We start from the raw sequence: 14,401 nt of genomic DNA, 5'->3' as shown, positions 1-14,401 counted from the left end.
CGCCTATCCGCAGGTACGCATGCTCTGTCAGATGGAGCTGACCAGTCACCTGCTTGTTCAGGCGGTCATGGAGAGCTGCGCCGTCAACGAGATGGTGTTGGCCGAACAGCTGGTCGCACGCACGCCGGACCACTCGCTGACCCTATTCGACAAGGGGTTTTACTCCCTCGGCTTGCTCCACGCTTGGCAGACCACTGGCAGCGAGCGCCACTGGCTGCTGCCACTCAAAAAGGGCACGCAATACGAGGTGGTGCGCAAGCTGGGGCGTCAGGATGTGCTGGTGCGTCTCAAAACCAGTCCACAGGCGAGGAAGAAGTGGCCGCGCCTGCCAGAGACACTAGAAGCCCGCTTACTGACCCGCACCATCAACGGCAAAGAGCGGCAAGTGCTGACCTCGATGGTCGACCCGATGCGTTTCCCGGGCGCCGACATCATTGAGCTCTACAGCCACCGCTGGGAAATCGAGTTGGGCTATCGGGAGATGAGGCACAGCCTGCAACAACACCGGCTGACCCTGCGCAGCAAGAAGGCGGCGGGGATACGGCAAGAGCTGTGGGGCGTGCTGCTGGCGTACAATCTGCTGCGCAGTCAGATGGTAAAGATGGCCGCGAGTCTGAAGGGATACACGGCGAGCCAGCTGAGTTTTCACATGGCATCGGTGTACCTCATCCATGAACTGAGCTGCATGCCGTACCTGTCACCGGGAATTATCCCGAAGCGGGTGGCGGAGCTGGATAAACAGGCGAGGCAGTTTGTATTACCGGAGCGAAGGGAGCGGAGTTATCCCCGCAGTGTGAAGCCAAGACCACAAAAGTATGCAGTGCAAAAAGCCAATAAAAACAATGCCAGTCAGGCTTAACTGACTGGCATTAGGCCGATGGCCTCCTTTTTATTTCCTGAATTTTCCCACCACAGGCACAGGCTTAAACCTGTTCACGACCTGCAGCGAGAAACCGTCAACAAGGTGAAGAGCAGCACATGAGCCTTGATCACGGTTTCGTAGCCAGACCGTGGACAGGTTTAGACCGGATTGTCGATATCGATAAAGGTCACATCCAGCCCATGCACGGTCGCCAGCCACTCCCCCAGCGCCTTGACGCCGTAACGCTCGGTAGCGTGATGGCCAGCGGCGTAGAAGTGCATCCCCATCTCACGAGCGGTGTGAATGGTCTGCTCGGAGGCTTCACCGGAGATAAAGGCATCGATGCCCTGCTCCGCCGCCAGATTGATGTAGCTCTGACCGCCGCCGGTGCACCAGGCCACGGAACGAATAAGCTCGGGGCCGGTATCGCCACAATAGAGTGGTTCGCGACCAAGGCGCTCGGCAATCAGCTTGGCAAAATCGCGGCCGCTCATCGGCTGCTCCAGCTTGCCCACCATGGCAACGCTCTTGCTGTTCCACGGCTCCAAACCGCGACGCACCTTGATGTCGAGCAGCTTGGCGAGCTGGGCGTTGTTACCCACCTCAGGATGGACATCCAGCGGCAAATGGTAGGCAAACAGGTTGATATCGTGGGTCAGCAGGGTCTTGAGCCGACGCTGCTTCATACCGGTGATCTGGGCCGGTTCACCGCTCCAGAAGTAGCCGTGATGAACCAGAATGGCATCGGCCTCGGCAGCCACCGCCGCGTCGATAAGCGCCTGACTGGCGGTGACACCGGTCACTACCTTGCGAATACGCTCACGCCCCTCCACTTGCAAGCCGTTGGGGCAGTAATCCTTGATAGCGTGCGGTTCGAGCAGATGGTTCAGTACGGTTTCGAGTTTTCGATGAGAGATCATAGGGGTCCTTTATTAAGGCTCGGTCCCCTGCTTTACCAATAAAAACAGGGCCCAGGCTCAAAGCGCCAAGGGCCCCATGATAATCGAGCCGGGCCATCAAGACCATGACAGCCCCCACACAGTACGGTTTCCCTCCCGGCCTCAGGCTGGCAGATCGATCCCCGCCTCCCGCATCTGGGCCAGCTTGTAGCGCAGGGTGCGCGGGCTGATGCCGAGTCGGTCGGCCACCGCCTTGCGGCTGCCGTTACAATCTTGCAGGGTGTCGAGGATGATCTGGTGCTCCTGCTGCTTGAGCTCGCTGCCGAGGCGATCGCCTCCATAGCTGCGCTCCACGCTGACAAACTCCATCTCCTGCTCGTCCAGCTCCTCCAGAATGAGGTGGTCACAATCAATGACCCCGTCCGGGCTGAGGATCAGGGCGCGCTGTACCACGTTGTCCAGCTCCCGCACGTTACCGGGCCAGGGGTGGGCCAGCAGCCGATCCCGCGAGGCGTCCGTCAACTGTGGTGTCGGCAACCCCTGCTGACTGGCATGAAGCGCCAGCAGATGTTCCGCCAGCGGCAGAATGTCACCGGGCCGCTCGCACAGGGCAGACCAGCGCAGCGGGAAGACGTTGAGGCGATAGTAGAGATCTTCGCGAAACAGGCCATCCTGCACCGCTTTTTTCAAATCCCGGTTGCTGGTGGCGATGACCCGCACATCCAGCGGGATCATCTTGCGACTGCCGAGCCGCTCCACCTCTTTCTCCTGCAACACCCGCAGCAATTTGGCTTGCAGCCCCTGATCCATCTCGGTGATCTCGTCAAGCAGTAGGGTGCCCCCCTGCGCCTGCTCGAACTTGCCCGGGCACCCCTGCACCGCGCCGGTAAACGCCCCCTTCTCGTAGCCAAACAGGGTCGCCTCCAGCATGTTTTCCGGAATGGCGGCGCAGTTGATGGCGACGAAGGGCTGCTCGGCGCGGCTGGAGTTATCGTGAATGTAACGGGCCAGCACCTCTTTACCCGTCCCGCTCGGGCCGGTCACCATCACGGTCGCTTCGCTTCTGGCAACACGGGTCGCCAGCTGGAACAGCTCGGCAGTTTTGGGGTCCCCGTAGACCACGGCGCGTTTCTCCACCTTCTGGGCGGGCACATAGCGACTGACCTGATTAAGCAGCACCTCCGGCGAAAATGGCTTGGCCAGATAGTCGATGGCCCCTTCACGCATGGCGCGCACCGCGCCGTCGATGTTGGCGTAGGCGGTCATCAGCAGCACAGGGATCTGCGGATATTGCTGGCGGATGGTGGCCAGCAAGGTGAGACCGTCCATCCCCCCCATCTGGATATCGGAGATCACCATGTCAAACGGCTGACGGGAGAGGGCCAGCAGAGCCCGCTCGCCGCTGTCCGCTTCACGGCACTCATAACCGCCGAGCAAAAGGGTATCCACCAGCGCTTCGCGCAGGCCATTGTCATCTTCAACTACCAGGATCCTGGCCTGTGTCATGCTACACCTCCAAGCTGCACCGGTTGCTGGTGCAGGGGGAACGACAGAGTAAAGCAGGTGCCTTCACCGGGAACCGAGGCCACACCGACCTCCCCCTGATGGGCACGCACTACAGATTGCACCACCGCCAGCCCGAGACCAGTGCCTTGGGAGCGAGTGGTAAAGAAGGGTTCGAATACCTGACCGAGCTGATGGGAAGGGATCCCCTTGCCATTATCGATGACCCGCATCTCCACCCGAGCTCCGCTGCGCACCGCGCTGACCAAGAGTGAGGTGGCCCCTGCCTGCTGGGCATTGGCAATCAGGTTGTTGATGGCCCCCGCCAGCGCACTGCTGTTGGCCAGCAGACAGAGATCGGGCTCCGGCGCCTCCATGTGCAGCTCGCAGCCCTGCTGCTGGCAGAAGGCCTCGGCTCCTGCCTGCACTTCGGCCAGCAGCCCTTGTACCGAGATGGGGGTGACCACCTGATTGTCACCGTTGCGGGCAAACAGCAGGATGTCGTTGATCTGCTTCTCCAGATCCTGCAAACGGGCCATCAACTTTTGCTGAAACTGAGTGCGAGATTCCGGCTTGAGGGTGCGGTTGGCCAGGTTGGCGGCATAGAGCATGGCGGCAGAGAGCGGAGTACGGATCTGGTGGGCGAGCGAGGCCGCCATATTGCCCAGCGCCGACAGCCGCTTCATGTGGTTGATGCGGTCTTGCAGTTTACGGGTTTCGGTCAGGTCATTGATAAAAACCAGCTGGCCGGGCTGATCCGGCAGCGGTTGGGTCGAGAGCTGGACCCGGCGCCCGTCACGCAGGGAGATCTCGTGGCCATCATCCTCGCGCGGCTCGAAGCAGCGGGCAATGATGTGACGCCAGAGCTCCCCTTCCAACGGCTCCCCCAGCAGGGAGATGGCCGCCGGATTCGCGCGGGTGACCACCCCGGCCCCGTCAAGCAGCAACACCCCGGTGGGGAGCGCCTTGAAGATGGCATAGAGCTGGCTCACTTCGTGGGACTGGAGTGGCATGTCCTGCTGCTGGATTGTCATAAACCTGACCTCAAACTGGCTATTGGGTCAGGTTATTCAATTTCCATGCCACTAAATTATATGAACTAAAACAATGGATTGCGTATTTGCGTCAAGGCTTTGACCCTCAGACGTCCTTGCTCATCCCGTACTTTTTCATCTTCTCCACCAGGGTAGTACGCCGCATGCCTAGCAGATCGGCGGCGCGGGCCACCACCCCGTCCTGAGACTCCAGCGCCTGACGGATCAGCTCCACTTCAAGGTCAGCCAGCATCTCTTTGAGGTTGACCCCCTCCTCCGGCAGCTGCATGGTGCGGGCCGAGGCGAGGGCGTGATCCAGCTCGGGCGGATCCTGAAACACCGCCGCCAGCGCATCCCGTTCATCCATCTCGGTCAGCCGCTCATCCCGCGGCTCGCTCGGCAACAGGCGATAACGGCTCGGCAGATCGGCCACATCGACGATCTGGTGCGGGTAGAGGATCAACAGCCGCTCCAGCAGGTTGGAGAGCTCGCGTACGTTACCGGGCCAGGGGTACTGCATCAGCGACTCCAGCGCCCGCTGGGTCAACCGGATAAAGCCGTGGTGCTGCTCGGCATGGCGGTTGAGCAGCTCCTGCAGCAGCAGCGGGATGTCATCGATGCGATCCCGCAGCGGCGGCGTCTCAATGGGGAAGACGTTGAGGCGGTAGTAGAGATCTTCACGAAAACCCTGAGTGCGGATCATCGCCTCCAGATCCCGGTGGGTCGCCGCTATGATGCGCACATCGGCCTGAATGGGCTTGCCGCCACCGACCCGGTCGAACAGCCGCTCCTGCAACACCCGCAGCAGTTTGACCTGCATCGGCATCGGCATATCGCCGATCTCGTCGAGAAACAGGGTCCCCCCCTGCGCCAGCTCGAAGCGACCGCGACGGGCTGCGATGGCGCCGGTAAACGCCCCCTTCTCGTGACCAAACAGTTCGCTCTCCAGCAATTCGGCCGGAATAGCGCCGCAGTTGATGGGCACGAAGGGGCCACTGCTGCGGGAAGAGAGTTCGTGGATAGCGCGAGCCACCACCTCTTTACCAGTGCCGGACTCCCCAAGGATCAGCACGTTGGCATCGGTCTCGGCCACCTGGCTGATGAGGCGGCGTACCTCCTGGATCCCCTTCCCTTTACCCACCAGCAAGCGCAGCAGGGCCTGCCCCTTGTCATGGGTCTGCTGACGGGGATGCAAGGAGACGAACGCCTGACAGAAGTGCAAATGACGGGTAAGGGATTCATAGGTAAAGGGCGAGAGCGCGACCCCGATAAAGTTGCTGTTAGGCAGATCGGCCTCAACCAGCGAGAGGAAGGGGGTACGGGGGAAAGCGGCCAGCAGCTCTGACAAGGGACGGTCGGTCAGCTCACCCACCAGCACCCCTTGCAGCGGTCCGGAGGATTCGATGGCCACATCCAGATCGCTTTGTGCCACCTCCTGCCACGGGATCCCCATAAACGAGAGCACGGTTCCCAACTGTTGGCGCCGCTGCGCATCGGCATCAACAATCAACACGCCCATCTCCACCATATCCATTCCTCGCGATGTCCTGAACTAACTTATTGTTTTATTTGATGATAAAACAGCTACCGACTGTCTTTTTGCTGGCACACAAAGTGCCAAAATTCCGACACATTGTCAAAAATTGTCGTATTCAGGCTAAGTGTATCGACAGAAACGAGAGATTAGATAAATTTTGCCGAGGAATTTTCTGCCTTGGCGCCGTTAACAAACGCAGCCAAAAGCGGAAAGAAAACTGCCCTCGTCAGAGGGCAGCATGGGACTCGGTGAAGCGCATTCAGTGGCGATTATGGTGGTGCGGCGCCGCGTAACGACACTCGGGAAAACGGCTGCAAGCCAGAAAGAGCCGACCGGCGTGGGGGCCTTTTTTCGCCTCCCGCTCCACCAGCGGCGCATCACAACGAGGGCAGTGCTGTACTTCATGCTCCTCGTCATCCTCTACATCGGCGAACAGGCTATCGACCAGCTCACCCTCACTCTGTGGCGCCTCCACCATCCCCTCGGCCTGGATGGTGGGCTCGCGGAGCGACGCAGGCGAGATGGCTTCGGCATGGGCAGTGCGACCACGCATCCCGGCACCGACATCCACGCCGTCCAGCAACAGAGGGTTGAACGTCGGCTCGCGGCGCGCCCCGTGCGGCAAATCGTCGATCAATGGTTCGCTGGTTTTGACCAGCAGCGGCAGGATCTGTTCGCGCAGCTCTTCCACCAGATAGCTGGCACTTGCCGGGATCTGCAGCAACGGCAGACCGGCGCTGTCGCAGGCGGTTTTCAGAAAGAGATCCCGCGCCTTGCGCTTCTGGTGACGGTGGGAGCTGTCATCGAGTTCGATGGCGCATATAAAGGAGAGATCCGCGGGGTGGCAAAGCAGATAGTCGAAATGCTTGGCACTGATCTTGTTGAAGTACTGCTGCCATTTGCTTTTGCCGATCCCGGCCTGCGGCGTCAGCACATCGGCCACCCGCACCTTGGCAAAGACCCGAGCCTTGTCACCCACCGCCAGATCCAGCACCCCAAGGAACGATCGCTCAGCGGGACTGAACAGGGTCTCCTGCATATCATAGGGCAGGCGCTTTTGCTGTCTGCCTCTGCTCCAGAAGATCGCCAGCACAAGCAGCGCCAGCAACAACAATCCCGATAGGACAAGGGTATTCATGAGAGCACGATCCAGTTCACGACACGAAAGGGGAATTACTTTACCACAGCCGCCACGGAGCAAGGCAGCAGACCCGTGTATAGAAAGTGAAAAGTCCCGTCTTTTTATCTATTTGTCAGCAGGCGGGGGTTCATATGACCAGTCCCAGCAGGCACAATAGGGATAGAGTAAGAAATCCCATTTCAAGGAGAGCAGGATGCAAAAGCAATTGGTGGTCACCGTGATCGGTGCAGACAAACCCGGGATCGTCGAGAGTCTGGCAGCTATCATCAGCCGCGAGCAGGGCAACTGGCTGGGCAGCGCCATGAGCGAACTGGCGGGCCAGTTTGCCGGTATCCTCCATGTCTCTGTCCCCGATGAGCACTATCGCAGCCTGTGCGAAGCACTGGCCCTGCTACCGGATCTGACCATCAGCTTTGCCGAAGGGACACCTACCGCCGAGCCAGCCCATCAAGTCATGATGACAGTGACCGGCAACGACCGCCCCGGCATCGTCCATGAAGTAGCCAGCATCCTGCGCCAGCTCGAGATCAACGTGGCCGATCTCACCACTGGCTGTGAACCGGCTCCCCACTCCGGCGCCCCGCTCTTCTATGCCCATGCGCTGGTTGCCCTGCCCGACGGGCTCGCGATGGATACGCTTATCACCGCGCTGGAATCCCTCTCCGACGATCTGGTGGTCGACATCGACGAAGCGTTCAGCGAGCAGTAACAATACTGTCATTTATTTGTCATATATTAACGCCATAACTGCCGCGCAGACGCGACCTGAAACAGAGGCACAAGATGAGCACCGACAAGCAGTATGAAGAGAAAGAGCTGAGCTGGCTCTCATTCAATGAACGGGTGTTGCAAGAGGCAATGGACAAGACGGTGCCCCTCATCGAGCGGGTTCGTTTTCTGGGGATCTTCTCCTCCAACCAGGATGAGTTCTTCAAGGTACGGGTATCGGACGTCAAGCGTCGCATCCTCATCAATGAAGTACATGGTGGCGACGATGAAGCGAAAGTGCTGCTGCGCGCCATCCAGCAAAAAGTGATGGCGCTCGGTGAAGCGTTCGACAACACCTATAAAGAGCTGTTGATTGCGCTGGCCCGCCACAACATCTTTCTGGTCAACGAGAACCAGCTCTCAGATGCCATTCAGAAGTGGCTGCGGGTCTTCTTCAAGGAGAAGGTGCTGCGCCACATCATCCCGATCCTGCTCAACAAAGAGGTTAATCCGGTCAAATTCCTCAAGGATGAGTACACCTATCTGGCCATCGAGATGAAGAAGAACGGTCAGGTGATCCAGTACGCTCTGGTGGAAGTGCCGACCGACGACCTGCCCCGCTTCTTCCAGCTGCCGCCGGAAGGGACCCGCCGCAAGAAGCAGATCATCATTCTTGATAACGTCATCCGCTTCTGCCTCGACGAGATCTTCAAAGGCTTCTTCGACTACGACGAGATTGCCGCTTATGCGGTGAAGCTGACCCGGGATGCCGAATATGATCTCTCCGACCAGCTGGACTTGAGCCTGGTGGACAAGATGAGTGACGGCTTGAAGCAGCGCCTCACCGCCATGCCGGTGCGCTTCGTCTACGAGCGGGAGATGCCCGCCGCCATGATAAGCTTCCTCAAGCTCAAGCTGCAGATCAGCTCCTACGACGCCATCATGCCGGGTGGACGCTATCACAACTTCAAGGATTTCATCGGCTTCCCCAACGTGGGCCGTGACTATCTGGAAAACCCCAAGCTGCCGGCCCTCGATTGCCGCGATTTTGACGGCTTCGTCAACGCCTTCGATGCGATTACCAAGCAGGATATCCTGCTCTACTACCCGTATCACAAGTTCCACCACTTCACCGAGCTGGTGCGCCAGGCGGCGTTCGACCCGGCGGTCAGCGCCATTCGCATCAACATTTATCGGGTGGCCAAGAAGTCGCGGATCATCCACTCCCTCATTGATGCCGCCAACAACGGCAAGAAGGTGACCGTGGTGGTCGAGCTGCGCGCCCGTTTCGACGAGGCGGCCAACATCGACTGGGCCAACATCCTTACCGATGCCGGGGTCAAGGTGGTGTTCGGGGTACCGAGCCTCAAGATCCACTCCAAGCTCTGCCTCATCACCCGCCACGAAAATGGCGAGGCGGTGCGCTACGCCCATATCGGCACCGGGAACTTCAACGAGAAGACCGCCAAGATCTACACCGACTTCTCGCTGCTGACCCGCAATCCGGATATCACCGCCGAAGTGGAAGGGGTATTTGAATACATCGAGTACCCCTATAAGCGTTACAAATTCAACCACCTGCTGGTCTCCCCCATCAACAGCCGCCGTCAGCTCTATCGCCTCATCGACAACGAGCTCTCCAACGCCAAGGCGGGCCAGCCGAGCGGTATCATCCTCAAGATCAACAATCTGGTGGACAAGGATCTCATCAACCGCCTCTATGCTGCCGGGCAGGCGGGAGTACCGATCCAGATGATCATCCGTGGCATGTGCGCCCTGCGTCCGGGCGTACCGGGCCTCAGTGACAACATCAAGGTGATCAGCATCATCGACCGCTTCCTCGAGCACCCGCGGGTGATGGTGTTCCACAACAAGGGCAACCCCCAGCTCTATATCTCCAGCGCCGACTGGATGAGCCGTAATATCGACGGCCGTATTGAGGTGGGCACCCCCATTTATGACGAGCGGCTCAAGCAGCGCATCATGGACATTCTCGAGCTACAACTGAGTGATACCTGCAAGGCGCGGGTCATTGATGCCGACCAGCAGAACGAATATGTGAAGCGGGGCAACCGCCGCAAGATCCGCTCTCAGGTGGCGATTTACGACTATCTCAAACGTATCGAGTCAAACAATGGACAATAGTCTCTATGCCGCCGTGGATCTCGGCTCCAACAGTTTTCATATGGTGATCGCCCATCTGAGCGAAGGGCGTTTTCGCATCGTCGACCGCATCAAGGAGCGGGTGCGTCTGGCGGAAGGGATGGATGAGCAGAAACGAATGAGCCCGGAGGCGATGGAACGCGGCCTCGCCTGTCTGTCACTCTTTGCCGAGCGGCTCACCAACATCAAACCGGATCAGATCCGCATCGCAGGTACCTATACCCTGCGCCGCGCCAGCAACGCCCGCGAATTTGTGAGTGAAGCAGCCAAGGTGCTCAACCACCCCATCGAGATCATCAGCGGGCAGGAAGAAGCACGGCTCATCTATCAGGGGGTTGCCCATACCCAGCATATCGAGGGCCAGGTACTGGTGATCGATATCGGCGGCGGCAGCACCGAACTCATCATCGGTGAAGGGTTTGAACACAAGGCCCTCACCAGTCGCAAGATGGGCTGCGTCAGCTTTACCCAAAGCTTCTTCGCCAGCGGCAAGCTGAGCGACAAGCACTTCACCAATGCCGTGCTGGAGGCGCAGCACCAACTCGCTCCCATCGTCAACCAGTACCGCAAGCTGGGCTGGCAGAGCTGCCTTGGCAGCTCAGGCTCCATTCGTACCGTGCGCGACGTGCTGCAGGGTGAAGGGCTGACTGACGGCAGCATTACGCTGGAAGGGCTGGAGCGGCTCAAGGCGCTGATGATTGAGCGCAAGCGAGTCGATAACCTCAAGCTGACAGGGCTTACCGAGGAGCGTCAGGAGGTGTTTGCCGCCGCGGTCGCCATCCTGCTCGGCCTGTTTACCTCGCTGCCCATCGAGCGGCTCGAATACTCCGATGGTGCTCTGCGCGAAGGGTTGCTTTATGAATTCGAGGAGCGCTTGCAGCACCACGATATTCGCGAGCGCACCGCACAAGCGCTAGGCACCCACTACCGGATGGACCGCAAACAAGCAGCCCGGGTGGAGCAGAGCGTGCTGACGCTGTTTGATGCCTTGCAAGAGCCCTGGCAGATGGAAGTAGAGCCCTATCGCGCCATCCTCGGCTGGGCGGCCCGGCTTCACGAAATTGGCCTTGCCATCAACTACAGCGGCATTCATCGCCACTCCGCCTATATCCTGCAACACACCGACCTGCCCGGCTTCAACCAGGACGATCAGGCGCTGCTGGCGGCGCTGGTACGCTTTCAGCGCAAGGGGCTCAAGCTCTCCGAGCTGCCGCCCCTACCCAACCACGACATGCAGACGGTGCTGCGCTGCATCCGCATCCTGCGCCTCGCAGTCGCCGCTCACCACAAGCGTCAGGACAACCTGCTGCCTGAGTGGAAAGTCGCAGTGCAAGGGGATCAGCTGGTCGTGACCCTGCCGATCGACTGGTGCGAGGAGAACCGTCTCCTGATGCAGAATCTGGAGAAGGAGCATCGTTATTGCCAGGAGCAGGGCTGGCCACTGTTGTTCCAGCTCGGCTAAACCGGAAAGATAAATGCAAAAGGCAGCCCACTGGCTGCCTTTTGCATCTCAATCTCCCGGTTACTGCAACTCGGGCAACAACCACTTGGCCATCTCGAAATAGATGATAAGGCCGGTACCATCCACCAGCGTCGCGATGAATGGCGCAGAGACCACCGCCGGATCGATGCGGAAACGGCGCAGCACCATGGGAATAATGGACGCGACCGTAGCACTCCAGAGCACGATAGCGATGATGGTAAAGGTCACCACCATGCCAATCTGGGGACCGACGCCAAGACTCCATGCCCGTACCCAGGCCGCCATGGCAATGGCACCCGAAATGAGCAGACCGGTGGAGAGCTCCTTTTTCAGCACTGTGCCGAGATTGCGCAGACTCACCTCCCCGACCGCCATGGCACGTACTATGGTGGTGGTGATCTGGGTGCCGCTATTACCGCCAGTACCGATCAGGAGCGGAATGAAGAAGGCCAGCGCAATGGCCGCTTCCAGCTGCTCCTCGAATGCCCGCAGCACGGTGCCGGTATAGGCTTCCGCCACAAACAGGATAAGTAGCCAGCCCACCCGTTTGCGCCACAGCTGCCAGGGCGTCGCCTGCAAGTAAGGGGTATCGAGCGGTGATGATCCCCCCTGCATCTCGGCATCTTCGGTGGATTCGAGCTCCAGAATATCCGCCGCATCATCGACGTGGAAAATACCGACCAGTCGCCCCTGATCCTCGACCGGCAGGACCGAGAGATCGCGGTCGATGAGCAGGCGCGCTGCCAACTCCTGATCCGCACGGGCATTGATCCGCACCGTCTCCCGATCCATCAGGGTCGCGACACTGGCCAGCGGGTCGGCGATCAGCAAGGTCTTGAGGGAGAGGCTTCCTTGCAGACGACCATCCCCGTTGACCACATAGATATGGCGAAACAGCTGGGCATTATCCCAAGCATCGTGGATCAGCTGTTTAGCGTGACCGACCGTGTCCTCCTCCCGCACCGCCAGATATTCGTGGCGCATGTTGGCCCCCACCGACTCGGTGGGCCAATCCAGCAGGGAGTAATACATGGCCTGCGCCTGGGTCGGGAAGCGAGCCAGCAACATGGTGCGATCCTGACGACTCAGTTTGCGCAGGATGGCGACCATCTCACGGCGGGGAATAGCCTCCTGCAACACGCTGACGATGCTGCCATGGAGCCGCTGCAACAGGCGCCCGGCACTCTCGGCAGAGAGTGAACCAAGCAGTTCGGCCCCTTGCGGGATTGGCAGGGTATCAAAGATGCAGTTGAGCTCTTCCGGACGCAGGGTCAGCAGTTGATCGGCGCGCTGAACCGGATCCAGATTATGTTCCAGCCAACCCTGCAGGGAGGCCAGATCGAGCAGTTGGTGACGGTTAAGAATGGTATGTGTTTTCTTCATCACAGATATCCTCATGTGATTTCAGGCGAGCCTGAATGCCTCCGGAAATAACCGGATGCAACGACAAGAAAACAGCAATTTGATTGACGAGTAATAGGCAGGAAATGACGCCGTTCGGCGTGTCATCATCCCCACGTACCAGCTTTAGCACTGTATAACGTATCCGGCATGCCGGAAGCCACTTGGGTTTACACCTTAATCCGATGAAAACTGTCCTGATCTTGGGCGTCTCTGGACGTCGTGAGATCAGTGGCCTGTGTTTATACAGGAGCCTCGCCTAACGAGATGCTGCAAATAATTCGCACAACCCTCTGTTGTGCGGGCGGCATGATTATCCAATCCCGCAGGGAGGTCAACCCCACAACCACCATTAAATTGGCGACGGCAACAGCTTGTTACAATTGGCAGGAGATGACACGGAACCAATTTTCATAGTCTGGACAAAAGAAAAGGCCCCAAAGGGGCCCTTCTTTAATTAGCGAATATAGTCAAATAGCGTCAGACGGCTTATTTTGCTGAAAGAGAGTTGTGAGGCACTCAATGCCGCATCCTCTTTTGACAGCGCGGAAATCACTTCATAGAGATCCGCTTCCGACACCTTGGCTCTCGCCTCGGCGTTGAGGGTACTCAATCCCTCATTGGAGCCCATAGCCTGCTCCAGACTGTTCATCCGGCCGCCCAACTCACCTAACCCATGATCAATATTCAGGCGGGCATTCTTCATATGAACGGTAGCATCGGCTATTTTCTGCTCGAAGGTCTCGGCAGAAATAGCCGGATCTCGCAGAGCCGTAATAAAGTCCGACATACCATTCAATATGTTGTCATTCTTCGGTGGATTAAGATCAAACTGCTGAGCCGCACCACCTGCAGGCAAATCAAGGGTCAACTCCAGACCATTAAAGGGGATCTTGGTGCCAGCAGTGTAGTTACCCGTTTGCAACGTATTGCCACCGGCATCCTTGATATCATAGGTATCAGGCGGACCTATGGTGGTTGATACGGTATAAGTGTTGCTGGGCAGTGCCGAGTTATAATTGGACTTATAGAAATTATCAAAGTTACCCTGATCGCCTATCCCGACCTTGATATTTGCGGTGGTTGCACTGGCGGTTCTTCTGGTCGCCACGATTTCAAACAGATCCTGCCCGGAATCATTGGCAGCGATTTGTACTGTGGGTGAGACCTGAATATTTCGCTGACCTGGATCACCCTGATAAATATATTTTCCGTTGACGTCTTTTATATATGGCTGGGTCTTGCTCTGATTGCCACCAAATATAAATTCACCCGATGAGTTTTTGCTATTCATCAGGTCGAACATCTGCTGCTGCAACCCTTCAAGCTCGCTGGCGATGGCCTTGCGATCATCCATGCTGATAGCGCCATTATTTGACTTCTGGATCAGGGTCTGGGCACTGAGCATCGCCGAATTAAGAGAATCCAATACTGTCTCTTCATGCCCCAGGCTGTTTTCCAGCAAGCTGCCATTGACACTGTACTGCTTGAACAGGTCAATCTCCTTGGTCAGTGCCATCTTCTGACTCATCCCTGCGGGATCTTCTCCAGCTGTCTGAAATTTATTGCCGGTTTGCAGTTGTTGATAGGCAGTATTCAACCGCTCGTTGGCACTGTTGAGGGAATATAAATTCCGGTCGTAGATCATGTTGGTGGTGATGCGCATGACG

At 58.3% G+C, this 14,401-nt stretch carries 11 protein-coding genes and 1 riboswitch; of the genes, 4 read left to right on the top strand and 7 right to left on the bottom strand.

Features of this window, described 5'->3' with window-relative positions; all coding sequences use genetic code 11:
* On the top strand, positions 1 to 859 hold an 859-nt coding region (locus ACB035_RS01990), incomplete at its 5' end, for an IS4 family transposase (RefSeq protein WP_371166543.1).
* Between the two features lie 161 nt (positions 860 to 1,020).
* Here ACB035_RS01990 and ACB035_RS01985 read toward each other — a convergent pair.
* The 5 genes from ACB035_RS01985 to ACB035_RS01965 all read right to left on the bottom strand — a co-directional run bounded on the left by ACB035_RS01985 (position 1,021) and on the right by ACB035_RS01965 (position 6,973).
* Positions 1,021 to 1,782, bottom strand: coding sequence for a Nif3-like dinuclear metal center hexameric protein (locus tag ACB035_RS01985; RefSeq protein ID WP_111806622.1), 762 nt, complete (start codon positions 1,780 to 1,782; stop codon positions 1,021 to 1,023).
* A 141-nt stretch (positions 1,783 to 1,923) separates the two neighbouring features.
* On the bottom strand, positions 1,924 to 3,267 hold the full coding sequence (locus tag ACB035_RS01980; RefSeq protein ID WP_110302912.1) for a sigma-54 dependent transcriptional regulator: 1,344 nt from the start codon (positions 3,265 to 3,267) through the stop codon (positions 1,924 to 1,926).
* A complete protein-coding gene (locus tag ACB035_RS01975; protein WP_005334126.1) occupies positions 3,264 to 4,298 on the bottom strand; it encodes a PAS domain-containing sensor histidine kinase in 1,035 nt (344 codons plus the stop codon). Before ACB035_RS01975 ends, ACB035_RS01980 begins: the two co-directional genes overlap by 4 nt.
* Before the next feature lie 106 nt (positions 4,299 to 4,404).
* A complete protein-coding gene (locus ACB035_RS01970) occupies positions 4,405 to 5,826 on the bottom strand; it encodes a sigma-54 dependent transcriptional regulator (RefSeq protein ID WP_031227792.1) in 1,422 nt (473 codons plus the stop codon).
* 268 nt (positions 5,827 to 6,094) lie between these two features.
* Positions 6,095 to 6,973, bottom strand: coding sequence for a DUF2726 domain-containing protein (locus ACB035_RS01965; RefSeq protein WP_371166542.1), 879 nt, complete (start codon positions 6,971 to 6,973; stop codon positions 6,095 to 6,097).
* Between the two features lie 196 nt (positions 6,974 to 7,169).
* On the opposite strand from ACB035_RS01965, the gene ACB035_RS01960 reads away from it, so the two are divergent.
* From ACB035_RS01960 to ppx, 3 genes are all read left to right on the top strand, one after another.
* On the top strand, positions 7,170 to 7,685 hold the full coding sequence (locus ACB035_RS01960) for a glycine cleavage system protein R (RefSeq protein WP_042052937.1): 516 nt from the start codon (positions 7,170 to 7,172) through the stop codon (positions 7,683 to 7,685).
* A 74-nt stretch (positions 7,686 to 7,759) separates the two neighbouring features.
* Complete coding sequence (ppk1, locus tag ACB035_RS01955; protein WP_005350671.1) at positions 7,760 to 9,829, top strand: polyphosphate kinase 1; 2,070 nt, start codon at positions 7,760 to 7,762, stop codon at positions 9,827 to 9,829.
* A complete protein-coding gene (gene ppx, locus ACB035_RS01950; RefSeq protein WP_113738725.1) occupies positions 9,819 to 11,309 on the top strand; it encodes an exopolyphosphatase in 1,491 nt (496 codons plus the stop codon). The genes ppk1 and ppx overlap by 11 nt, the downstream gene beginning before the upstream one ends.
* Before the next feature lie 60 nt (positions 11,310 to 11,369).
* On the opposite strand, the gene mgtE is transcribed toward ppx, so the two are convergent.
* A complete protein-coding gene (mgtE, locus tag ACB035_RS01945; protein WP_371166541.1) occupies positions 11,370 to 12,713 on the bottom strand; it encodes a magnesium transporter in 1,344 nt (447 codons plus the stop codon).
* 122 nt (positions 12,714 to 12,835) lie between these two features.
* Positions 12,836 to 13,005: riboswitch (M-box (ykoK) riboswitch) on the bottom strand.
* 183 nt (positions 13,006 to 13,188) lie between these two features.
* Positions 13,189 to 14,397: a flagellar hook-associated protein FlgL gene (gene flgL / locus ACB035_RS01940; protein ID WP_371166540.1), complete on the bottom strand. Its 1,209-nt coding sequence runs from the start codon at positions 14,395 to 14,397 to the stop codon at positions 13,189 to 13,191.
* Positions 14,398 to 14,401: the final 4 nt, after the last annotated feature.

The sequence above is a fragment of the Aeromonas sp. S12(2024) genome (assembly GCF_041402305.1).
In the GTDB taxonomy this organism is placed as follows: domain Bacteria; phylum Pseudomonadota; class Gammaproteobacteria; order Enterobacterales; family Aeromonadaceae; genus Aeromonas; species Aeromonas veronii.
The sequence above is the reverse complement of the archived record's forward strand: the minus strand, read 5'-3'. Positions and strand labels throughout refer to the sequence as shown.

Bases quoted from the DNA above. Each gene is read 5' to 3' on its own strand.
- ACB035_RS01985 (WP_111806622.1), bottom strand. From the start codon at position 1,782: ATGATCTCTCATCGAAAACTCGAAACCGTACTGAACCATCTGCTCGAA.
- ACB035_RS01980 (WP_110302912.1), bottom strand. From the start codon at position 3,267: ATGACACAGGCCAGGATCCTGGTAGTTGAAGATGACAATGGCCTGCGC.
- ACB035_RS01975 (WP_005334126.1), bottom strand. From the start codon at position 4,298: ATGACAATCCAGCAGCAGGACATGCCACTCCAGTCCCACGAAGTGAGC.
- ACB035_RS01970 (WP_031227792.1), bottom strand. From the start codon at position 5,826: ATGGTGGAGATGGGCGTGTTGATTGTTGATGCCGATGCGCAGCGGCGC.
- ACB035_RS01965 (WP_371166542.1), bottom strand. From the start codon at position 6,973: ATGAATACCCTTGTCCTATCGGGATTGTTGTTGCTGGCGCTGCTTGTG.
- ACB035_RS01960 (WP_042052937.1), top strand. From the start codon at position 7,170: ATGCAAAAGCAATTGGTGGTCACCGTGATCGGTGCAGACAAACCCGGG.
- ppk1 (WP_005350671.1), top strand. From the start codon at position 7,760: ATGAGCACCGACAAGCAGTATGAAGAGAAAGAGCTGAGCTGGCTCTCA.
- ppx (WP_113738725.1), top strand. From the start codon at position 9,819: ATGGACAATAGTCTCTATGCCGCCGTGGATCTCGGCTCCAACAGTTTT.
- mgtE (WP_371166541.1), bottom strand. From the start codon at position 12,713: ATGAAGAAAACACATACCATTCTTAACCGTCACCAACTGCTCGATCTG.
- flgL (WP_371166540.1), bottom strand. From the start codon at position 14,397: ATGCGCATCACCACCAACATGATCTACGACCGGAATTTATATTCCCTC.